The organism is Oceanococcus atlanticus (assembly GCF_002088235.1).
GTDB classification, from domain to species: Bacteria; Pseudomonadota; Gammaproteobacteria; order Nevskiales; family Oceanococcaceae; genus Oceanococcus; species Oceanococcus atlanticus.
The window spans coordinates 926,944-947,807 of record NZ_AQQV01000001.1 but is presented as its reverse complement, the minus strand read 5'-3'; the positions used below and the strand labels follow the sequence as shown (position 1 = coordinate 947,807).

The following is a 20,864-nucleotide window of genomic DNA, read 5'->3' as shown; positions in this document are numbered from 1 at the left end:
TGTAGGACGGGCTTTGAAAAAACGGTCGCGGATCATATCAGGCTCGAACCGGGCATCGTCGCGTTGCAGGGCCGCCGTCTTGGTTTGTCGCCCGCCTGGTGGTGTAATGCAGCTTCCATGAATATCGGGGGAGATCCATGGAGCAACAGCACAATGCAGGGGATTTGACCCGGCAGGGGGCAGGTGCGCTTTATCAGGCGCTGTATCAGGAGCTCAAGACGCGTGCGCATCGCGAGCGACGCAAGCTGGTGGCCGGCCAGACCTTTGTCACCACGGCGCTGGTCAATGAAGCGTTCTTCAAGCTCGCGGCGGGCAATCAGGATTACGCCAGTCGGGCGCATTTCCTGAACACCGCGGCGGCGGCCATGCGCCAGGTTCTGGTTGACAGTGCCCGGGCAACCCTGGCGGAAAAGCGTGGCAGCGGCCAGAAGCCTTTGTCGCTGGATGATTCCGGGCTCGGCCTGATGCCGGCGGATCCATCTGAAGGGGCCGACTTCCTGCTCGAGTTGAACCAGCATCTGGAACAGCTTGCCGCGCTTAGCTCGCGGCTGGCCAAGGTGGTGGAATGCCGCTTCTTTAGCGGTTACACCGACGCCGAAACGGCCGAAGCACTGGATGTGACCGAGCGTACGGTCCGGCGCGACTGGCTCAAGGCCAAGGCCTGGCTGTATGACGCCATGAGCTGAACGGCGGCGCGGTTCAGAGAGGGTCTGCGAACAGCGCGCTGATCGGGTGCTGCGGGCCGAGTTGGCCCAGCGCCTGCTCACGGCTTTGCTGCCACAGTGTTTGCGCCGCATCGCCCAGACCCTGCGCACGCAGCAGATCGACCTTGCGACGGTTCATGCTGAGCACTTCGTAATGGGCGGCATGGCGAGCCCGGGTCTTGTGTGTGATCGCCTGATCCAGCACATCAAGAGCCTGTGCCGTTGCGCCCTGTTCCTGCAGCCAGGTCGCGTGCAGCGCGAGGGCATCGGCATATTGGCTGAGCGCGGCATCGCCGCTGGCCGCAAGACCCTGCAAAGCGGTTGAGAACAGCGCTTCGGCGCTGGCCGCATCGGGGCTGAGGCGTGCTAGCAAAGCCCGGTTGAGGTGATGCCAGCTGGTGGGTGTGGTGGTCTGCTGCGTCAGAGATGCGCGCAGGCGCTGTTGTGCTTCCTCGATCAGGCCGTCCTCGCTCAAGGCGCGGGCCAGCGCATACACCGCGCTGGCGTGCAGGCGCCCGCCGGCACCGGCGTATTTTTCGGCCATCCATTCGCCCTGTTCAAGCAGGCGCATGCCGGCGTTACGCAGACCATTGATACGGTGAGCCACGCCCAGATTCTTCATCAGCGTGGCCTGGGCTGCCGAGGCGCCATACAGCGCAGTGCGCAAATCCAGTGCCGCGGCCAATCGCTTCTCACCTTCGTAAGGGTCGCCATGGCGCAGGGCGAACAGACCCCAGTTGGCCAGCAGATTGAGCGCATCGGGGGAGTTCTGCTTGCCGATGGCCTGCCACACGGTCCAGGCTTCAGCACAGGCCGTAAGCGCCTCAGCCAGGCGGTTGTCGTAGTACAACGCCACGGCCAGATTGATCAGCACGATGCCGGTTTCCTCATGCGCCTCACCCCAGTAGGCACGCGCGCGCCCGGCGGCATCACGCAAGTGCTCAACCGCGGCGGCGGTATGCCCCTGAGCCCGGGCCAGCTGTGAGGCCAGTGTGGCGGCCCAGATCAGCTCCGAGGGATAGCGCTGGGGCGCGACCTGCCACACCGCGACGGCCTGGTCGTAGAGCTGTCGAGCACGCAGGTAATCACCATCGCGGTAGGCCAGATGGGCCAGATTGATGTCGATGCTGGCGCGCACCTCGGCGTCGATCTGATCCTGCGGCAGGGCCTGGGCGCGCTGCAGCAGTTCGCGGGCGCCGGCGTAGTCCTCGGTGAACAGTTGCAGTTCACCGAGCATTTGCATCAGCGCAGCCGCGGTGGCCGGATCATTGCCGAAGTCGCGCTCGATGTTGCCGGCGCTTTGGGCAAACAGTTCGCGCGCGGTCAGCTGGTCGGTGTCGAGCTCGCTGGCCGCGCTGCGGAACAGGCGCAGTATGGAGCCGCGCATGGTCGACAGGCGTGCCGCTTCGCGGCGTGCAATGTCACGCTCAAGCGCGGCCTGATGCGCTTGCCAGGTGGTTGCGGCAAGGCCGATGGCGAGGCTTGCCAGAACGGCCAGGGCGGCGCTGGCAGCCAGTGCGTGGCGGCGCAGCAGGCGGCCGGCACGGTAGCTGAATCGGGGCGCCCGGGCCTGGACCGGCTCCTTGTTCAGATGACGGCGCAGATCGTCGGCTAAAGCCTGCGCGCTGGCGTAGCGTTGCTGTGGATCGCGCGCCAGGGCTTTATCGCAAATCGCATCGAGATCGCCGCGCAGCGGTGCCATGGCGGGTCCGCTGACCCGCATGCTGGGTGGCTTGGGTTGGGCATGACAGATGCGGTCGAGCATACGCGGCAGGCTCAAGCCATCGAGATCCACCGGTGGTCGGCCGCACAGCAGAAAATACAAGGTGGCGCCGAGGCCGTAGACATCAGTCGCGGTGGTGATGGTCTCGCCGCTGAACTGTTCGGGTGCGGCGTAATTGGGCGTGGCCAGTGCCTGTGTGGCGTTGGCGCTCAAGGCTTCGGGGTTGAGCTTGGCAATCCCGAAATCGAGCAGGTGAGGGCGACCATCGCGATCGACCAGGATGTTGTCCGGCTTGATATCGCGATGGACTACCAGGCGGCTGTGGGCATAGCTGACGGCTGGGCACAGCTCCAGAAACACCGCCAGACGACGTTCCAGGCTCGGCCGCGTCTCGTGCAACCAGGTCGCCAGCGGTTGGCCATCGATGTATTCCATGGCCATATAAGGCCGCCCGTCTGGGGTCAGGCCACCGTCAATGAGGCGCGCAATGCCGGGGTGATGCAGGTCGGCGAGGATCTGCCTTTCGCTTTCAAAGCGCGACAGCATCGCATCCTGGTCGCCACGCAGCAGTTTGAGCGCGACAGTCTGATGGTATGCCCCGTCATCGCGCTGCGCCTTGTAGACCTCGCCCATACCGCCGCGGCCAAGCAGTTCAAGAATGCGCCAGGGGCCAATCTGGCCGCTGGCTTCCTCGCTGGCCGTGGTTTGCGTTGTGCTGGCTTGATCTGCCGGGCCGGTTTCCATGAAATCACCGGCATCATCGCTGGCGGCGAGCAGGGCAAGCACCCGCTTGCGCAGTTCCGGATTGTTCTCGGTGCGCGCGTGAACATACGCCTGGCGCTGCGAGGCTGCGCGGTCCAGCGCCGCATCAAGCAGGCTTTCTATCTCTTGCCACAGGGCGGCGTCATCTGTGCTCATGAACGCGCGGGCCTTGTCGGGGTCTCAGGCCTTCAGTGTAGCCGCTGTGCATAGCGGCGCCAGCGCGGCGACCGTATGCTTGGCCGCCACAACAGAAATCACGCCGGAGGCACCTGAATGAATCTGTCCCGTCTTTTGCTCGCGCCAGCCTTGCTGGCATCCAGCGCTACGGCGCTCGCGGCCGGTACGCTGTCCTATGCCAGCCCGGAAAATGAGGGGCATCAACAGCTGGAGATCGGGGCCAGTGCGGTGCGCATGTCACAGCAGGGCCAGCCGCAGTGGCTGCTGTATCAGGATGCCGACAAGACTCTGTACATCGTTGATGACACGCAGCGCAGCTACAACCGGGTCACCGAACAGGCGGCTGAAGCCCTGGCCAAGCAGGTTGCCGCGTTGCAGAAACAGATCGAGCAGCAGCTCGCCATGCTGCCGCCGGAACAGCGCGACATGATGAAAGGCATGCTGCCGCAGGTGCCGGATATGTCCAAACGCAACTTCCGCGTTGAGAAAACGCAGGGCACCCGTAAGGTCGGCGATTACACCTGCCAGCCGGTGACCGTTTATGACAACGACAAGGCCAGCGAGGAGCTGTGTCTGGCCGATGTCAGCGCGGTGGGGCTTAAAGCCGCCGATCTCAAGTTGCTTAAGCGCATGGGCGAAACCATGAGCGCGATGGCCTCGCAGTTCGGGGCTGGCTCCATGGCCGCGGTGCTGGATCAGATGGATGGTGTGCCGGTTGAACATCGCGCGCCGGGCGCGCAGCAGGCCAAGGCCACCCTGGTCAAGGTCGACACCGCAGCGCCGGACGCTGCGCGTCTGAGTCTGCCAGAGGGCTACAGCGAACGACCGCTGTTCCCGGGGATGAATTGATGAGCGAACTGACACTGACGCCGGTTCAGGCGCGGGTGATCGGCGCGCTGGTGGAGAAATCCCTGAGCACGCCGCAGTACTACCCGATGACGGTGAACGGCCTGATGGCCGCGTGCAATCAGAAAAATTGCCGTCATCCGGTGATGAGCCTGCGTGAAGGTGAAGTCGGCTCGGCCTTGCTTGATCTGCTCGAACTGGACTTGGTGGCCGAGGAGGTCGGGGCGCGCGCGCCGCGCTGGCGGCATCGTTTCAAACATCAGTTTTTGCTCAATGAAACCACCCTCGGTGTGCTGGTCGCGCTGATGTTGCGTGGGCCTCAGACCGTTGCCGAACTGCGTTCCAACACCTCCAATCTGGGCGGGCCGTTCGAGCCTGAGGCCATCGCGGCCGCGCTGGAAGATCTGGCGGACCGCGGCCAGCCGCTGGTCAAACGTTTGGGTGAGGGCGGGCACAAAGGCACCCGTTATGCCCATTTGCTGTGCGGCGAGGATGCAATCGTCGAGCCGGCCGCAAGTGGCGGGCGAGGTGGTGAGGGCAGTGCATCACGTCTGGATGCACTGGAAGCTCGGGTGGCCGAGCTGGAGGCGCAGATCGCGCGCCTGCTGGAGAACTGAGGTGCGCAGGCCGCCTCAGTAGTGCGGCGGCCTTTCGTCGGCGGCTTCGCCACCGCCGCCACCACCCACATCACGCAGTGATTGAAGCTGGCGGGCGAGCTTCTTGACCGCCTTGGTCAGTTCGGTAATTTCGTGCTGCTGGCTGGCGACGATGTCATTGAGTTTCAGCACCGTGTCGTCCTGATGGGCGACACGGGCTTGCAGATCAACCAGCTGGTCTGAAAGATCGGCTTGATTCATCAGCGTGTCGCAGGCCTTCAGGCGTTGCGGCTGGTGATTTCCAGCAGGTGATAGCCGAACTGGGTCTTGATCGGGCCGTGCACGGTGTTCAGCTCATCGCGGAAAACCACCTGGTCGAACTCCGGCACCATCATGCCCTGGCTGAAGCTGCCCAGATCACCACCGGAACGGCCGGAGGGGCAGGTCGAATGTTCTTTGGCGATCGCAGCGAAATCTTCGCCGCCGGCGATGCGCTGTTTGAGGTCGTTGCACTGCTCTTCGCTGGCAACGAGGATGTGACGGGCCGTTGCGGTCGGCATGGGCTTTCTCCTGAAAAGGTTTTTGAACATGGGCATGACGGCACCGCTGGGAACCGTCTCCATCTATTAAGAGACGGCGATTATGCCTGCGCCCTGGTCCACTGCGCCAACCACACGGCTTATCGCGCTACTGCGCTGAAGGACGATCCTCAGCGCGCATCCGCGTGCTGCCGCCGGCGATACGAGAGTCCTGGCGCTGGCTGGCCTTGTGCAGGCTGAGCTTGTCGCGGGTGTCGCGCAGCACGCTGCCCAGATGCAGTTCGCTGTCGTTCATCATGCTGGCCCCGTGCGGGGTCACAACAACCGACAACCCCTGACCGTCGTTCTGAAAATCGATGGCGTTTTGCTCAAACATGTAGCGCAAGGCATCGCGCAGGTCGCTCTGGCGCAATCCGGTGTAAGCCCACAAGCCTTGCAGCTCGCGAAACGGCAGCGACGAATAGCGGGTCATATGCTGCTCGCGGAAGATGCGCAGCAACGCTTTTTCCAATGTGCTGTGAGTTACGATCACGACAGACCTCCCATGCGGTGTATGCGCGGGTATGCTCTCAGCCGGATGGCAAACAAAAAGTGAAGCGATGGTGTATTCGAAAATTGTCGCGACAGGCAGCTACCTACCCGCGCGCGTGGTCAGCAATGCCGATCTCAAGACAACGGTTGAAACCTCGGATGAATGGATCGTCTCGCGCACCGGCATAGAGGCGCGTCATGTCGCCGCCGATGACGAAATGACCAGTGATCTGGCCGAAAAAGCAGCCCGCGCCGCCATGGCCGCGGGCGGGATCAAGGCTGAGGATATCGACCTGATCGTGGTGGCCACGACCACGCCGGACATGGTCTTTCCGTCCACCGCCTGCCTGTTGCAGAACAAACTGGGTGTGCGTCAGGGTGCGGCGTTTGACGTGCAGGCGGTGTGCACCGGTTTCATCTACGCCCTGTCCACCGCCAATGCCCTGATTCGCTGCGGCCAGCATCGTCGCGCCCTGGTGGTTGGGGCCGAGGTTTTTTCCCGCATTCTGGACTGGAATGATCGGCGCACCTGCGTCTTGTTTGGTGATGGCGCAGGGGCGGTCATTCTGGAGGCCAGCGAGGAGCCGGGCATTCTGTCGGCGCATTTGCATGCGGATGGCAGCCAGGGCGACATCCTGCGCGTGTCGGCCAGTTTGTCACGCGGCGAGTTGACCGGGCACCCGTTTCTGGAAATGGACGGTCAGGCGGTGTTCAAGCTGGCCGTGAGGGTGCTGCACGATGTCGCCAACGAGGCCCTAGGCCACAACAACATGTGCGGGGCTGATCTCGACTGGTTCATTCCGCATCAGGCCAATTTGCGCATCATCAAGGCGATGGCCAACAAGCTCGGCGTGCCTGACGACAAAGTGGTGACCACGGTTCACCGTCATGGCAACACCTCGGCCGCATCGGTGCCGCTGGCCCTGGACACCGCAGTGCGCGATGGACGCGTGCAGCGCGGGCATCAGGTCATGCTGGAAGGCGTTGGTGGTGGTATGACCTGGGGCGCGGTGCTGTTGCGTTACTGAATCAGACCGCTTCGTACAGCCCCGCGGCTTGATCCATGCTGATGTGACCGGGCTGGGCCTGAACGCGTGCCAACCAGGCCCGAATATGCGGGTAGTCGGCCAGCGAAAAGCCGCCCTCATCGGCAACATGGGTGTAAGCGTAGAGGCTGATGTCGGCCAGGCTGAAGTGTTCGGCAACGAAGAAGTCGCGGGTGCTCAGGTGCTGTTCCATCACATCCAGGGCGGCGTAACCCTTGGGCAGGCAGGCGGCATGACGGGCCTTCTCAGCCTCCGGCAAGCCCAGATAGCGCTGGATGTAGCGGGCCACGGCAATGGCCGGTTCATGGCTGTACTGCTCGAAAAACTGCCATTGCAGCATCTGTGCGTGGGCCCAGTCATCCTGCGGCAGCAGGGCGCTGCCACGCGCCAGATAGTGAAGAATCGCATTCGATTCGGCCAGGGTCTGCTGCTGCGCGGTGACCAGCAGTGGGATACGACCATTGGGGTTCAAATGCAGAAATTCGGCCGTACGGCTCTGGCCGCGGAGAATATCGATGCGTTTCCAGTCAAACGGCAGGTCGAGCGCCCGACAGCACAGAATCAGCTTGTAGCAATTGCCGGAATACACGTCGCCATACAGGGTGACGGTTGCGGGAGTGGTCATGGCAGATCAGCCTGGGTCAGGTGCATGCGGATTATGCGACGGAATTGACGCAGGTCCGCATTAAAGCTCGCGAAACCCGATGAAATCGAGCCTTGCCCTTGTCTCACCTTGACTCCGCACAGCCTGACGTTGCGTCCACCAGCGTGGACGATCCGGATGCGGCGCTGCTGGCGCGTATCGCCGTGGGTGACACGCGGGCCTTTGATCGTCTGGTCAGTCGTCACATCGACCGCATCGTGGCTTTCGCCCAGCGCATGCTGGGATCGCGTGAAGACGCCGAGGATGTTGCCCAGGAGGTGTTTCTCAAGGCCTGGCAGTGGGCCGGTCGCTGGCGTCCGGGGCAGGCGCGTTTCGCGACCTGGCTGCACACCGTGGCGCTGAATGCCTGCCGCCAGCGCTGGCGCCGCTTTACTCCGCAAACCGATGAGTTGTCCGCCGATCTGGTCAGCCCGCTGCCGCAACCGGACGATGCCCTGGATGCGGACATGCAGGCCGCGCGGGTGCGCCAGGCCCTGGCGACACTGCCTGAGCGTCAGCGCGCTGCGATGGTCCTGAGTCATTATCAGGGCATGAGCAATATCGAGTCCGCCGAAATCCTTGAAGTCAGCGTCGAGGCCGTTGAATCCTTGCTCGGGCGTGCCCGGCGCAGTTTGCGCCAGCGCCTGCTGGCCGAGCATCAAACTCTTTCCAAGTGTGAACGATGAGCATGAATCCACCTGATTATCGTCCCGATCCAGACGACCCGGACAAGGTCCTGGATCAGCTCCTCGAGAGCTATCGTGTCGAACCGGCATCGGCGGCTTTGCGTGCCCGGATTCGGGGTCAAATTCGTCCCGGCTGGCGCCATGCACTGCATGAGCTGGTTCAGGCGTTGGGCGGCTGGCGCGTGCTTGCGCCGGCTCTGGCGTTCAGTCTGTGCCTGGGGGTGGTCATGCCGTTGCTGGCCCCCGCCGGAACGGCGTCCACAGCGCTCAGCAGTGACAGCCTGAGTCTGTGGGAGCTGGGCCAGCTCAGCGAAAATACGGAGTTTGCGTTATGACTATCCAGCGTCCTGTTGCCCTGCTTCTTGTCGCCTCGCTGATGATCAATGTGTTCTGTGTCGGGGCTTTGGTCAGCCACTGGATTCGACCGCAGCCGCCGATGGAGATGCCTTTCGGACCGCCCATGAAGGATCGGCTGCCACCGCCAGCGGTTGAACTGTTTCGAGCCCTGCGCAAGGTGCCCTATGGGCCGCTCGGCGAAGCCATGGCCGCGGCGCGTGAGGCCCGCAGTGCGGTGCAGGCGGCCATGCTCGCCGAGCCCTTTGACAAGGCAGCCTTGCTGCAGGCGTTTGATGCCTTGCGTGAAGCCGAGAGCGAACTGGCGCGCCGGGCCCAGCAGCGTATCGCCGAGCTGGCGTCACAGTTGACGGCTGAAGAGCGTGCTGATCTGGCCCGCTTCAGAGCCGGGCGCATGGGGCCGATTTCCGGGCGATTTCCGCCGCCACCGATGCAGCCATGACGGTTGCGAAGAGGTTTCGATGGGCGGGCGGTCCTGGCGTAAGCCGGCGGACCGCGCTGGCTATGCTGGGTTCGAGCGGCCTGTTCATGGCCGGTTGCGGCTCGTCGTCATCCAGCGCCGAGGGCGGCTCGACCGACGAGGAGCCGGACCAGCGGGCCTGTCTGATCGTGCCCGGCGAATCTTCCGGCGCTTATCCGGCTGATGGCTCGGACAGCGCCAACGTGCTGGCCAATGCGGCGGTGTTTCGTCACGACATCCGTTCCGATTTCGGTGGCGACAACACCCAGGATGGCGCACCGCTACAGCTGGATTTGACGCTGCTCGATGCGGACGGCTGCGCGCCGCTGGTCGGCGCCGCCGTGTATGTGTGGCATTGCAATGCCGCCGGTGCCTATTCCGCGTATGCCGGTCTGCATCAGGCCGATCACCGCAGTGCCAGCTTTCTGCGTGGCGTGCAGATCAGCGATGGTGATGGTCGCCTGAGCTTCGCCACCATTTATCCCGGCCGTCATGCCGGGCGTGCCACCCACATCTACGCGCGCGTCTATCGTGATGACAGCCTCAATCAGGTTCTGCTCACCACCCAGCTGGCGCTTGACGAGGACACCAGCGAAGCGGTGTACGCCTCGCGGGTCAGCTATGAAGACAGTGCCGCAACCCCGGCCACCGACCATACGCAGGACGAAGCTTTCGGCGATGGTGATCAGGCCCAACGCCTGAGCCTGGCAGACGATGGCGCGGGCGGATATGTTGGCCGGCTCAGCGCCGCCCTCAGCGTGCTGTGATCAGCCGCCGGCCAGTTTGTCCATGTAGCGCTGGATGCCATCCAGGGTGTCTTGCTCGGCCCAGCGTGCGAACACCTCAGGATTGAAGCGCTCGGCGGCGTCGTGCATGCGCTGCAGGCTTTCGTCACGCAGCATGGCTTTGGTCAGGCGGAAGTTCTTGCGATCGATGCCGCCCAGTTTGGCGGCCATGCGCTGGGCCCGCTCCATCAGCTGATCCGCTTCGCAGGCCTCGTCGATCAAACCCTTGCTCACGGCGTCATCGGCCAGCAGGGTTTCGCCGCTGTACAGGTGTTTCTGCAGATGCTGACGCGGCATGGCAAAGCGCATGAGTTCCAGCGGGGCCATTGGAAACGGCACGCTGACCATCAGCTCGGGTGCGCCAATGCGGCCTTTGCCACGGGCCATGATGCGGTAATCCCCGGCCACGGCGAACATGCAGCCGCCGGCGATGGCATGGCCATTGACCGCGGTGATCAGCGGGGCCGGGAAAGCAAACATTTCGCGGATCACGCGATCCAGCAGGGGGCCAAATTCGGCGGCATAGGCGCGGCCGCCCTTGACCAGACGCGCCAGGTCCACGCCGGCCGAGAAAATGCTGCCGCTCGAGGTCAGAATCACCGCGCGCGCTTCGCTCAACTCGGCGAACGTTTGCGACAGGGCGGTAAGCATCTCGATATCCGCAGCATTGGCTTTGCCGTGATTGAGGGTGAGGGTGACGATGTCGTTGTCGGTGGTCTGTTCGATCATGCTCGGGCCAGATGGAAAGTTGGGGGCAGTTAAACGTGTGCAGGGCGTGCTGGCTTGCTCATTTCAGATGAGGTCGGCGCGGCCGTAGTGGGCCTGCGCCGCACCGTGGCGCCAGGCCCACAGTTGATCACCGTAGCTGAAATGCCACCACTCGGCGGGATGCTGGACGAAACCTTCAGCGTGCATCAGGTCGAAAAGCAGCGTCCTGCGTGCTTGTATGTCGGCATGCTGCGGCTGGTCGCGGAAAAAATCCGGATGCGCGCGAGCGCTGAAATCATCGATGGGTGTGCCCATGTCCAGCTCTTCGCCGGCCGCGTTTTCCAGGGTCAGATCGATGGCCGCGCCGGTGCTGTGCGGCGGTGGTGTCGCGGGATCGTCACTCGGCTGAGCCCAGAAGGTGTAGACCCGTTCCCAGATCTGCGCCTCGCTGGCATGCGGGGTTTGCGCGCGCATCGTGGCGTAGGTGTGATCGACCATGAACTGTTGAACCGCGTTGGGGCGGTAGGCATCAAACACCCGCAGTCGCCATCCGGGATGTCGACGCTGCAACGCCTCATGCACCCGGATCAGCCGCTGCAAGACACCCCGTCGCAGACAATGTGGCGTGCTGTCGGGGTAGGCGGCGCCCAGCGCCAGATAGGGGTGAGGCTCCACCCGGGCAATCTCCGCAGGCAGCGTATCCAGCGGCTCCGCGCAGTCCTGAATTGGTATCGCTTGCCAGTTTTTTTTGTCCAACAGCTTCAAAACCCGGCTTTGAAGACACCACGCTCCAGCATGGTTTTCATCACCTCGCCATCGTGGCCGGGCACCATGGCCAGCTCCGGCTCGCGCTTTTGCAGGGCGTTCAGAGCCTGAAACTGGTCGATCACCTGGGTGCGGTTTTCACGCACGATGGCGGTGATGAACAGCGGCCGTTCGCGCACCGCGTGGATGTTGCGCATCTGCCAGCTGACATCTCCGAGCAGCAGCACTTCGCGTCCGTCGGCCAGCTCGATGTAGACCATCTGGCTGCCAGGGGTGTGTCCCGGCGCCTTGATCAGCACCACACCGGGGGCCAGCGCATGCAGGCTGTCATAGCGCAGAGGCTGATAATTTTCGAACACGCCCTCGGGATAACGCAGCGGCATCATGCGGTCGGGGTGGGCGAATTGCTCTTCGGTGAGCTGGATGCGGGGCAGCAGCTCGGCTACCCGCGGATGGTCGACGATGCCGCCAATGTGATCGAAATGCTCGTGGGTGATGACGATGTGCTCGGCATCGTTCATGGCTTTGAGCATGCGCTGGTAGGCGCCTTCATCAAAGCTGTTGACCATGAAGCCGGGGATGCCCTTGACGCTGCTCATCGCGGTATCCACCACGATGCTGCGTTTGGGGAACACCAGCTTGTAGGAGTAAATCGGGATGGGGGTGCCGCGCCAGGCTTCACCGGCCATGACCATGGCTTCGGCAAAGCTGAACTCCGCCACCTGTTCAACCCGGATGTCTTGCACTTTGGAGCCGGACAGGCTGGCTGCAGCCTGACGCACCGCGTTCATGTCCAGGTCATAACCGGGCTCTTCAGGTTGCGGGCTGTGCAGGACCAGCGGGTAGTAGCCGGCGGCCACCAGCAGAATCAGCACAACGGCTGTTTTGAACACAAAGCGCAGCAGACCGATCATCAAACGGCTCGAAGATTGCAAAGCAGGCATCTTTTCGCACCTGCACAGCTGACGCAAGGGCGCGGGCGGGCTCGCGGATCATGCGACAATCATTCTCCAGCGGAGGATCAACACACGTGGAACTGGACAAGCTCAGTCGGTATTTTCCCAATCGCGTCATACGCCGGCGTATTCGCATGGCGGCGGTGCGGCGGGTGCGCAAGGATCTGATCCTGCATGGCAAGAATGAAGCCGAGCTGAGCGAAGACGATCTGGAATACCTGCTGGCTGATGCCGAGAAAGACGTCATCGCCGACATCAAACAGACCGGTTTGCTCGGTACCTTGGCCTTGCTGGGACTGAGCCTGTTCTGATGTCCTTGTACCGTTTTGCCCGCCTGACCGCGATTCTGAGCCTGCTGCGACGCTACCGCAGCCAGCTGTTTCGCATGCTGTTCGCTGCGCTGTTTGCGCTCATCACGGCCTGGCAGTATCAGGATGTGGCGCGTTTTTTAGATCAGCACCATCCGCAATGGGCGGCGCTGGCCTTGTTGCTCAAAACCCTGATTGTGTACGCGGCCTTGCTGTGGGTGTTCTGGGAGTTCAGCCGCATGCTGCGCGGGCCTCAGGAGCGCGCCCCGGCGCCGTCATCGCGCCCAGCTGCGCAATCCGCCACGCCGACATCTACGCCGAGTCGGCTGGATCAGCTGATCGACAAGCCGCGTCTGCGTTCGCGCCGTCAGGACATCCTTGACGACTAGCGCTTGCGTGGCGCGGAGCGCAGCCACAGCCACAGCCCACTCGCGGCGAGCAGGCCCAGAATGACGCTGGCGATGTCCATCACCAGCACGCCCCAGCGACCGGCAATGCGCCCGCTGTGAAGATCGGCGATGACCCGTTGCCAGGTCAGTTCATTGTGGCGCGCATGCCGTGCAATGCGCGCGCCCAGCTCGGCTGGCAGCGCCGCCGGGGCGGCATGCTCAAGCGCGGGGGCGTCACTGGGCGACCAGCTGAGCAGGCCGTCACGGCTCAGCCACCATTGGCGGCCGCTGCGCAGCCACAGCTGCTGGCCCTGAGCGCGCAGTGCCGAAACCGGGCCGGGCAGGGCGGTGCTGTCGAGCTTTTCGATGATCTCGCCCTGGGCGGTGGTCAGCAGGATCGTGTTGCGGCTGGCCATCACGATCATGGGGGGCAGCCAGGCCACATCAACCAGCGACTCAGCGGGACTGATCGCCCGCTCATTGAAATAAATCCGGCCGGCCGCATGGCTGACCCAGTGCCCACCGAGTGTCCAGCCTTGCTGCGGTGGCGTGATGTCGATGCCGTAAAGATCAAGAATGCTATCGACCGCCACATAGCGTTGGTGCAGGCCCAGCGTGGCCGCGTGATTCATGAGGATGCCGGTGGCCACCAGCAACAGCACGAAGAGGCCGACCAGGGCGCCGGCACTGCGGTGCCAGCGGCGCACCCGCACGCGCAGGCTGTGGCTCATGAGTGCGGGCGGTGACGATCGAGCAGCAAGGCCACCCGGGCCATGCGTCGCGCGGCCGAAACCGACAGGGTGGCGCCGGAAATGTTGTCGACCGGGCCGCTGAGGCGGTGTTGCTCGGTCAGGCGCAGGCGCTCGAACTGGCGGGTGAAGAAGTCATGGCGGATTTCCCAGCCACGGCTCTCACGGTAGATCAGCACCCGGGTCGCATGCAGCTCGCCGTTGTCGACCACAAAGCCCATGGTGATGGGCTGTTCCTTGCCGATTTCCTCAAGCACCCAGGCCGAGCGCTGGGCGTCTGACCAGTAGCGCACACGCGCGGCTCGGGGCGCATGCCCGAGGATGTCGCTGACCTGCTCGCGCAGCGGGCCGGTCAGCCACATCAGTTGCGCAGGTGGCGGCTCGCCGTCAAAGGATTCGGCGAGAAACTGATCCTGGCTGAGGTAAACGCCTTCAGCAAAGGCTGAAGGCGTAAACGCACAGGCCAGGATCAGGCACAGCAGCGCCCAGGGGCGCTTAGAACTGATAGCCGATGCCAAGATCGAAGCCATCGAAGTCGCGGCCACTGTCGCCAGCCTGCTCGTGTTCGCGCATGCGGTAGTCGACCTTGATCACGACCTGCTCATGCGGATAGAAGTTGGCACCGAATTCCCACTGGCTGAACTCGTCCTGGCTGCGCGCACCATCGAGATCTTCGTAGCGGGTGTACAGCCCCAGCCACCAGCACGGTTTCCAGCTCGGCTCGACATACCAGCCGTTCTGGCTGTCGGCATCAGCCGCCTCGACCGCATCGCCGGCCAGATCCCAGGCCCCGTACAGCGCGCGCAGGGAGAACAGGCCGCTGGTCCAGGCCGCGTGAGCGGTGTACAGCAGACCTTCATCAAGACCGTCATTGGCCACCTGGCTCATGTCGCCCTGGTACTGCACGCTGGCGGCCAGCTCCAGTCCGGCTACGCCGGTATAGCGCAGGCGCGTGGTGTAAGCCAGTTCCTTGGCATTGGCGTTGGAGGTTTTCTGCCGGCCGGAGCGAATGCGGAAGGCGCTGCTGCCGGCGGTGGGCACCTGCAGGCCTTCGTGGATCACCAGATCCCACTGCAGGCCGGGCGCCAGGCGTGCGGTCAGCGAGGCCGCGCCGCCCCACCAAGTGGTCGGCACGATGATGTTTTCCACATCGTTGCGTTCCACCCCGTAGAAGGTCGGCGGTTCGTGGGTTTCATTGAGAATGCCGATGGGCAGCAGCATCAGACCGCCGCGCGCGATCAGGTTGTCGCTCAGGTCGAACTCGATATACGCCTGCTCCAGCTCGACTTCGCCATTGGCGCCGTCGCCGGCCAGGGCGTGCTCCAGCTCCAGTTCGGAGACGAAGCGAATCTTGTCACTGAAGGCGTAGCTGGCGAACAGGACAAAGCGGTGGAAATCCATTTCCTTGAGGTCGTTGGCGCTGTCGTCGGCGCTCAGATTGTTGTAGTGCAGTTCTCCATAACCGCCCCAATGCACTTTCTGGCTTGAGCTTGCGCTGGACTGAGCGTCCGCGATTTGCGCCAGCGCGTCGATCTGTGCCTGCTGGGCTTCGATTTGCGCCTGCAGCTCGGCAAGGGTGGCCTCATCGTTTGCTGCCGCCGTGAAGCTGGCAGACAGCATCAGGCCCAGCGTGATTCCGCGCACGCGACCGTGGATCATGGATTTACCTCATCGTTTTTGTGTGGGGAAGGCCATGCGATACATCGCGTATGGCTCATCAGTCATTCCTGTGACTGATCAGAGAATACTAATAGAAATGAGAATGACTACCAAGCGTTGCCCGGGCTTGGTGTGGGCGTTTGCCGCCTGACCCGAAGTTGCCCCATCGGGGCGTTAGCCCAAGATCGCTATCCGTGTGCGCTGACTTTGGAAAGCAGGTTGAGCACGGCCACGCCGCTGATGATCAGGCCGATCCCGACGAAAGCCCATAGGTCGAGTTTTTGACCGTAAAGCAGCCAGCCGATCGCGGCGACCAGCACGATGCCCAGTCCCGCCCAGACAGCGTAGGCAATGCCCACCGGGATGGATTTAAGGGCCAGCGCGAGGAAATAGAATGCAATTGCGTAGCCGCTGACCACAACGATTGACGGCATGAGCTTGGTAAAGCCATCACTGGATTTCAAAGCTGAGGTTGCAATGACCTCACCGCAGATGGCGACAGCCAGAAAGAGCCAGTTTTTCATGTCGTTTTTGCCGGCGGGTTGTTAAATGCCAGGGGCCTGAGGGTTGTGGACCATGGCAATGCGTTGGTTCGGGGCGGGCAATGCAGAACGTTGATTTTGCACGATCGCGCAGAGTTCACTGCCGCACTCAGATGGTGGGATGGTGATGAAGCCATGGCGTTCATAGTACGGCTTGTTCCAAGGCAGGTGCGCATAGGTGGTGAGCCACAATCGGCGGCGGCCGCTCCAGCACAGCGCCACATCAAGCAGTTTGCTGCCGATACCTTGTCGCATGTGTTGCGGGTGCACCGCGATTTGATCGAGATACGGCTGACGATCGACATATCCCAAGACGATGAAGCCGATAGGGGTGTTGTTGTCGTCGACGGCGACATGAACATGTTGTTGCTCAATTGCCAATGACCAGCGTGCGACTTCAGCCTGTACGAAAGGATGGTCGGGCTCTGATGTGAGTTGGAGCCCAGCCTGAGCGTAGAGCAGGCTGGCTTGATCGTCGATGCTGACGAGCATGTGTAACTCATGCGGGTGTGCGTTACGAATCAACAACGACTCCGGTGTGGCTGGATACAAAAAAGGCGACATCCGATGAATCGGAGGTCGCCTTACGGCTTCATGTCTAAAGCCTTGGGTTGGCCAGAGGTCAGGGGCCAATTAGAACCGCCAGTCAAAGACCCGGCAGTTCAAGTGCTGCTCTTTGTCAGATCCGGCGTGCCAGTGCATTCGGCTTACCAGATGCTGTTTTTGTGTTGACGCTATGCGCGGCCTTAAGCATCAGTCCCAGTTCAGTGCGCCACCAGTCTGATACTCGGTCACGCGGGTTTCGAAGAAGTTTTTCTCCTTGCGCAGATTGGCTTGCTCAGCCAGCCAGGGCAGGGCTTCTTCGGCGCCGGGGAAGGGTTTCTCTACACCCAGCTGCGCGGCGCGCGTATTGGCGATATGGCGGAACTGCTCGACGTGCTGCTCGGCCGAGTAACCCAGAATCGGGTCGCGCAGGATGTAGCTGGCGTAGCCGGCTTCGGCCGCCTCAGCCTGGTCCCACATCTCGCGCAGAGCCTGCGGGTCGGGGCGGATGTTTTCCTCTTCCATCAAGGCTTTGGCCACGCGAATGCCGAAGCTGGCGTGCATGACTTCGTCGCGCATGATGTATTGCAGCTGTTCGGCCGTGCCTTTCATCATGCCGCGGCGCTGCAGGGCGAAGATGGGGCTGAAGCCGTTGTAGAACCAGCTGCCTTCAAACACGGCGGCAAAGAAGATGTAGGACATCAGGAAGGTGTGCAGCTGCTCACGATCCTTGAGGTCGATGTCCGCGCTGCACACCGCATCCAGGCGCTGCTGGGTCATGCGAATCTTGGCGTTGATCTCCGGCACCACGCGATAGCGGTTGTAGATCTCGCTCTGATCCAGGCCGATGGTTTCGATGCAATGCTGGTAGGTCCAGGTGTGCAACGCTTCCTCGTAGGTCTGACGCGCCTGATAGATCTGCAATTCCGGGGCGGACATCTTTTCCATCACCGCAATGGCGACATTGCGCATGGCCAGGATGTCGGCGGTGGTCAGGTAGGCCAGCACGTTGGTGTAGACGTGGCGTTCTTCGACCGTCAGCTTGTGGTGATAGTCGTGAACGTCCTGGGCCATGTTGATGTCCAGCGGCGTCCAGTGGTTCTTGTTGGCGTTGAGGAAGTACTTCCACGCCCACGGATACTTGAACGGTGCCAGCTGGTTGATGTCGGCCATGCCGTTGACAATGCGCTTGTCCTCGGCGCGCACCGGTTTGGCGCTGATCACCGACTCCGGCATGGGCTGGTTGGTTTGTGCAGATTCCAGCGCGCTTCTTGCCACGGCGGCCTCAGCAGGGGACGGTTCGCGCTTGGCGGCCGGAGCGGAGGCGGGTGACGGCGTCGGGGAGGAATTTAAGGGGTCATCCCAGTTCAACATCGTTTGCTTTCCTTAAAATTCGGTGCCTTGAAAGGGCCGGCGCGGTGCGGCGCCGGCCGTTCGGCTTGTTACTGGCAGGCTTCGCAGTCCGGCTCGAGAATGGAGCAGACCTTGGGGCCTTCCTGGCTCTTTGAGCTCATGGCATCGGTGGTGACTGCAGCCGCGCTGTAATCCTCGGCGCTGGACGTTGTCTGCTCCACTTCGGTGGATTTGCCAGCGTGGGTCGCACCCATGGAGCGCAGGTAGTAGGTGGTTTTCAGACCGCGCACCCAGGCCAGCTTGTACAGGCTGTCCAGTGCGCGACCGGAAGGCTGTGCCATGTAGAGGTTCAGGGACTGCGCCTGGTCGATCCACTTCTGACGGCGGGATGCGGCTTCGATCAGCCAGCGAGAATCGATCTCGAACGCGGTGGCGTACAGAGCCTTGATGTCTTCAGGCACGCGGTCGATGGCCTGCACCGAGCCGTCGTAGTACTTCAGGTCGTTGACCATCACCGAATCCCACAGGCCTCGCCCTTTGAGGTCGTTGACCAGATACGGGTTGATGACCGTGAACTCACCAGACAGGTTCGATTTGACGAACAGGTTCTGATAGGTCGGTTCGATCGATTGCGACACACCACAGATGTTGGAGATGGTTGCCGTCGGGGCGATCGCCATGGTGTTGGAGTTGCGCAGACCGTGGGTCGTGATCTGCACGCGCAGGCTGTCCCAGTCGAGGGTCTGGCTGCGATCCACTTCCAGGTAGCCGCCACGGCCTTCTTCCAGCTTGCTGATGGAGTCGATCGGCAGGATGCCCTGACTCCACAGCGAACCATCAAAGGTGGCGTAGCTGCCGCGCTCCTGAGCCAGCTGACTGGAGGCCTGCAGGGCGTAGTACGACACCGCTTCCATGGAACGGTCGGCAAACTCCACCGCTTCCATGCTGGCGTAGGGCAGACGCTGTTTGTACAGCGCATCCTGGAAGCCCATGATGCCGATGCCGACCGGGCGATGGCGCATGTTGGAGCGGCGCGCCTGCGGCACGCTGTAGTAGTTGTAGTCGATCACGTTGTCGAGCATGCGCATCGCAGTGCTGATGGTGCGCTCGAGCTTGGCTGTGTCCAGACCATTTTCGTTGATGTGCTGGGCCAGGTTGATCGAACCTAAGTTGCACACGGCAATTTCATCGGCCGAGGTGTTCAGCGTGATTTCGGTGCACAGGTTGGAGCTGTGAACCACGCCGATGTGCTGCTGCGGCGAGCGCAGGTTGCACGGGTCCTTGAAGGTCACCCAGGGGTGGCCGGTCTCGAACAGCATGCCGAGCATCTTGCGCCACAGATCCACCGCCTTGATGGTGCGAAACACCTTGATCTCGCCACGCGCGGCCTTTTCTTCGTACGCCACATAGCGTTGCTCGAAGGCCTGGCCCACCAGATCATGCAGGTCCGGCGTTTCGTTGGGCGAGAACAGCGTCCAGTTGTCTTCCTGTGCAACGCGCTTCATGAACAGGTCGGGAATCCAGTTCGCCGTGTTCATGTCGTGGGTCCGGCGGCGGTCGTCGCCGGTGTTCTTGCGCAGCTCGATGAACTCCTCGACATCAATGTGCCAGGTTTCAAGGTAGGCGCAGACCGCACCTTTGCGCTTGCCGCCCTGATTCACCGCAACCGCCGTGTCGTTGGCGACTTTGAGGAACGGCACAACACCCTGGCTCTTGCCGTTGGTGCCCTTGATGTGGGCGCCAAGACCACGCACGGCGCTCCAGTCGTTGCCCAGACCGCCAGCAAATTTGGACAGCAGTGCGTTGTCCTTGATGGCGCTGTAGATGCCGTCGAGGTCATCCGGAACGGTGGTCAGATAGCAGCTGGACAGCTGCGGGCGCAGGGTGCCGGAGTTGAACAGCGTCGGCGTGGAGCTCATGAAATCGAAGCTGGAAAGCAGCTCGTAGAACTCGATGGCGCGGCCTTCGCGGTCGATCTCGTTGATCGCCAGGCCCATGGCCACGCGCATGAAGAAGGCCTGCGGCAATTCAAAGCGCTGGTCGTCTTCGCTGTGGATGAAGTAACGGTCGTAGAGCGTCTGCAGGCCAAGGTAGGTGAACTGCTGGTCGCGTTCGGGTTTGAGCGCAGCGCCGAGACGGGCGAGGTCGTAGCGGGTCAGCTCTTCAGAGACCAGCTCCAGCTCAGCGGCGCGACGGATATATGCATTGAAGTATTCGCCGTAACGGCCGCTCATCTGTTCGGCCGTGGCCGAATCCGGCATGCCGGCGATGAAGCTCAGGGCTTCGCTGCGCAGGGTGTCGAGCAGCAGGCGGGCGGCGACATAGGTGTAGTTCGGCTCGCGCTCGATCAGCACGCGCGCGCTCATGGCCATGGCCTGACCGACATCCTTCTCGGCAATGCCATCGAACAGGTTGCGCAGGGTGTCTTTGAGCACCAGAGCTTCATCGACATTGTCGATGCCTGCGCAGGCCTCACCGATGACCTTGCGCAGACGCGCTTCATCCAGCGGACGACGGCTGCCGTCAGCCGCTGTGACGTTGAGGCCGGATTCGGCTTTCTTGGGCTTCTTGGTCGCCGATTCGGCTTCGCGCTTGGCCGCCTGGCGCTCGCGGTAGAGCACGTAGTCGCGCGCGACCTTCTGTTCACCGGCACGCATCAGGGCCAGTTCAACCTGATCCTGAATGTCTTCGATATGCAGGGTGCCGCCCACGTCGATGTTGCGGGTGATTTTTTCGGTGACCTGCTTGGTCAGCTTGGCGACCACTTCGTGGACGCGCTTGGACTCCGCCGCGCCGCCACCTTCAACCGCGAGGAAGGCCTTGGTCATGGCGACCTTGATCTTGCTCGCATCAAAAGGCGTGACCTTGCCGTTACGGCGAATCACTTTGAAACCGCCGGGCGCGGAGGCGCTCACGTCAGCGGATTGTGTCTCTGGGTTTGCAGACGATGCGCTGGAGCGCTCCGCTGCTTCACTGATCTGGGCTTCCATCTTCCCTCCCCGGGTGGTGCAGCAGGACTGCACAAAAACTAAGCAGATTG

General features: G+C 62.5%; 25 protein-coding genes. 10 read left to right on the top strand and 15 right to left on the bottom strand.

What is annotated here, in order from left to right:
• The first annotated feature begins 137 nt into the window (after window positions 1-137).
• A complete protein-coding gene (locus tag ATO7_RS04500; protein ID WP_083559907.1) occupies window positions 138-686 on the top strand; it encodes an ECF-type sigma factor in 549 nt (182 codons plus the stop codon).
• Window positions 687-699: 13 nt separating this feature from the next.
• Here the strand turns inward: ATO7_RS04500 and ATO7_RS04495 are convergent, their stop codons facing one another.
• On the bottom strand, window positions 700-3,345 hold the full coding sequence (locus ATO7_RS04495) for a serine/threonine-protein kinase (protein WP_083559905.1): 2,646 nt from the start codon (window positions 3,343-3,345) through the stop codon (window positions 700-702).
• A 117-nt stretch (window positions 3,346-3,462) separates the two neighbouring features.
• Between ATO7_RS04495 and ATO7_RS04490 the strand changes: the two genes are divergently transcribed.
• Both ATO7_RS04490 and ATO7_RS04485 read left to right on the top strand, forming a co-directional pair.
• On the top strand, window positions 3,463-4,215 hold the full coding sequence (locus ATO7_RS04490) for a DUF4412 domain-containing protein (RefSeq protein ID WP_083559903.1): 753 nt from the start codon (window positions 3,463-3,465) through the stop codon (window positions 4,213-4,215).
• Window positions 4,215-4,829 carry a DUF480 domain-containing protein gene (locus tag ATO7_RS04485; protein WP_083559901.1) on the top strand — a complete coding sequence of 205 codons (615 nt, stop codon included), beginning with the start codon at window positions 4,215-4,217 and terminating at the stop codon, window positions 4,827-4,829. Before ATO7_RS04490 ends, ATO7_RS04485 begins: the two co-directional genes overlap by 1 nt.
• A 15-nt stretch (window positions 4,830-4,844) precedes the next feature.
• On the opposite strand, the gene ATO7_RS04480 is transcribed toward ATO7_RS04485, so the two are convergent.
• The 3 genes from ATO7_RS04480 to ATO7_RS04470 form a co-directional block, all read right to left on the bottom strand.
• A complete protein-coding gene (locus ATO7_RS04480) occupies window positions 4,845-5,069 on the bottom strand; it encodes a SlyX family protein (protein ID WP_083559900.1) in 225 nt (74 codons plus the stop codon).
• 17 nt (window positions 5,070-5,086) lie between these two features.
• On the bottom strand, window positions 5,087-5,368 hold the full coding sequence (locus ATO7_RS04475) for a peptidylprolyl isomerase (RefSeq protein ID WP_083559898.1): 282 nt from the start codon (window positions 5,366-5,368) through the stop codon (window positions 5,087-5,089).
• Between the two features lie 127 nt (window positions 5,369-5,495).
• Window positions 5,496-5,879, bottom strand: coding sequence for a hypothetical protein (locus ATO7_RS04470; protein ID WP_146680143.1), 384 nt, complete (start codon window positions 5,877-5,879; stop codon window positions 5,496-5,498).
• Between the two features lie 67 nt (window positions 5,880-5,946).
• Between ATO7_RS04470 and ATO7_RS04465 the strand changes: the two genes are divergently transcribed.
• On the top strand, window positions 5,947-6,906 hold the full coding sequence (locus ATO7_RS04465; protein WP_083559894.1) for a beta-ketoacyl-ACP synthase III: 960 nt from the start codon (window positions 5,947-5,949) through the stop codon (window positions 6,904-6,906).
• Between the two features lies 1 nt (window position 6,907).
• Here ATO7_RS04465 and ATO7_RS04460 read toward each other — a convergent pair whose 3' ends face one another.
• A complete protein-coding gene (locus tag ATO7_RS04460; protein WP_083559893.1) occupies window positions 6,908-7,549 on the bottom strand; it encodes a glutathione S-transferase family protein in 642 nt (213 codons plus the stop codon).
• Between the two features lie 98 nt (window positions 7,550-7,647).
• Between ATO7_RS04460 and ATO7_RS04455 the strand changes: the two genes are divergently transcribed.
• The 4 genes from ATO7_RS04455 (at window position 7,648) to ATO7_RS04440 (ending at window position 9,834) form a co-directional block, all read left to right on the top strand.
• Window positions 7,648-8,253, top strand: a complete 606-nt coding sequence (locus tag ATO7_RS04455; RefSeq protein ID WP_083559892.1) for an RNA polymerase sigma factor — start codon at window positions 7,648-7,650, stop codon at window positions 8,251-8,253.
• Window positions 8,250-8,588 (top strand): hypothetical protein, encoded by a 339-nt coding sequence (locus ATO7_RS04450; protein WP_206044787.1) that lies wholly within the window; start codon window positions 8,250-8,252, stop codon window positions 8,586-8,588. The genes ATO7_RS04455 and ATO7_RS04450 overlap by 4 nt, the downstream gene beginning before the upstream one ends.
• Window positions 8,585-9,049: a periplasmic heavy metal sensor gene (locus tag ATO7_RS04445; RefSeq protein ID WP_083559889.1), complete on the top strand. Its 465-nt coding sequence runs from the start codon at window positions 8,585-8,587 to the stop codon at window positions 9,047-9,049. The genes ATO7_RS04450 and ATO7_RS04445 overlap by 4 nt, the downstream gene beginning before the upstream one ends.
• A 62-nt stretch (window positions 9,050-9,111) precedes the next feature.
• A complete protein-coding gene (locus ATO7_RS04440; protein WP_158523037.1) occupies window positions 9,112-9,834 on the top strand; it encodes a dioxygenase family protein in 723 nt (240 codons plus the stop codon).
• On the opposite strand, the gene ATO7_RS04435 is transcribed toward ATO7_RS04440, so the two are convergent.
• The 3 genes from ATO7_RS04435 to ATO7_RS04425 form a co-directional block, all read right to left on the bottom strand.
• Window positions 9,835-10,581 (bottom strand): enoyl-CoA hydratase/isomerase family protein, encoded by a 747-nt coding sequence (locus ATO7_RS04435; protein WP_083559885.1) that lies wholly within the window; start codon window positions 10,579-10,581, stop codon window positions 9,835-9,837.
• Window positions 10,582-10,644: 63 nt separating this feature from the next.
• Entirely contained in the window at window positions 10,645-11,316 is a 672-nt protein-coding gene (locus ATO7_RS04430) for a M15 family metallopeptidase (RefSeq protein WP_083561005.1), read from the bottom strand.
• A gap of 5 nt (window positions 11,317-11,321) precedes the next feature.
• Window positions 11,322-12,269 carry an MBL fold metallo-hydrolase gene (locus tag ATO7_RS04425; protein WP_083559883.1) on the bottom strand — a complete coding sequence of 316 codons (948 nt, stop codon included), beginning with the start codon at window positions 12,267-12,269 and terminating at the stop codon, window positions 11,322-11,324.
• Window positions 12,270-12,355: 86 nt separating this feature from the next.
• Here ATO7_RS04425 and ATO7_RS04420 point away from each other — a divergent pair, with 86 nt between their 5' ends.
• Together ATO7_RS04420 and ATO7_RS04415 are read left to right on the top strand one after the other, a co-directional pair.
• A complete protein-coding gene (locus tag ATO7_RS04420; RefSeq protein ID WP_083559882.1) occupies window positions 12,356-12,592 on the top strand; it encodes a hypothetical protein in 237 nt (78 codons plus the stop codon).
• Window positions 12,592-12,978, top strand: a complete 387-nt coding sequence (locus ATO7_RS04415; protein WP_083559880.1) for a hypothetical protein — start codon at window positions 12,592-12,594, stop codon at window positions 12,976-12,978. Before ATO7_RS04420 ends, ATO7_RS04415 begins: the two co-directional genes overlap by 1 nt.
• Here the strand turns inward: ATO7_RS04415 and ATO7_RS04410 are convergent.
• The 7 genes from ATO7_RS04410 to ATO7_RS04380 all read right to left on the bottom strand — a co-directional run bounded on the left by ATO7_RS04410 (window position 12,975) and on the right by ATO7_RS04380 (window position 20,814).
• Window positions 12,975-13,709, bottom strand: coding sequence for a PepSY domain-containing protein (locus tag ATO7_RS04410; RefSeq protein ID WP_083559878.1), 735 nt, complete (start codon window positions 13,707-13,709; stop codon window positions 12,975-12,977). The genes ATO7_RS04415 and ATO7_RS04410 overlap by 4 nt on opposite strands.
• Window positions 13,706-14,245: an FMN-binding protein gene (locus ATO7_RS04405; RefSeq protein WP_158523036.1), complete on the bottom strand. Its 540-nt coding sequence runs from the start codon at window positions 14,243-14,245 to the stop codon at window positions 13,706-13,708. Before ATO7_RS04405 ends, ATO7_RS04410 begins: the two co-directional genes overlap by 4 nt.
• Entirely contained in the window at window positions 14,223-15,386 is a 1,164-nt protein-coding gene (locus ATO7_RS04400; protein WP_083559874.1) for a porin family protein, read from the bottom strand. The genes ATO7_RS04405 and ATO7_RS04400 overlap by 23 nt, the downstream gene beginning before the upstream one ends.
• A gap of 188 nt (window positions 15,387-15,574) precedes the next feature.
• Window positions 15,575-15,910, bottom strand: coding sequence for a Qac family quaternary ammonium compound efflux SMR transporter (locus ATO7_RS04395; RefSeq protein ID WP_083559873.1), 336 nt, complete (start codon window positions 15,908-15,910; stop codon window positions 15,575-15,577).
• Between the two features lie 21 nt (window positions 15,911-15,931).
• Complete coding sequence (locus ATO7_RS04390; protein ID WP_158523035.1) at window positions 15,932-16,420, bottom strand: GNAT family N-acetyltransferase; 489 nt, start codon at window positions 16,418-16,420, stop codon at window positions 15,932-15,934.
• A gap of 261 nt (window positions 16,421-16,681) precedes the next feature.
• Window positions 16,682-17,845 (bottom strand): ribonucleotide-diphosphate reductase subunit beta, encoded by a 1,164-nt coding sequence (locus ATO7_RS04385; RefSeq protein WP_083559870.1) that lies wholly within the window; start codon window positions 17,843-17,845, stop codon window positions 16,682-16,684.
• A gap of 68 nt (window positions 17,846-17,913) precedes the next feature.
• Window positions 17,914-20,814 (bottom strand): ribonucleoside-diphosphate reductase subunit alpha, encoded by a 2,901-nt coding sequence (locus tag ATO7_RS04380; protein ID WP_083559868.1) that lies wholly within the window; start codon window positions 20,812-20,814, stop codon window positions 17,914-17,916.
• Between the last annotated feature and the right edge of the window lie 50 nt (window positions 20,815-20,864).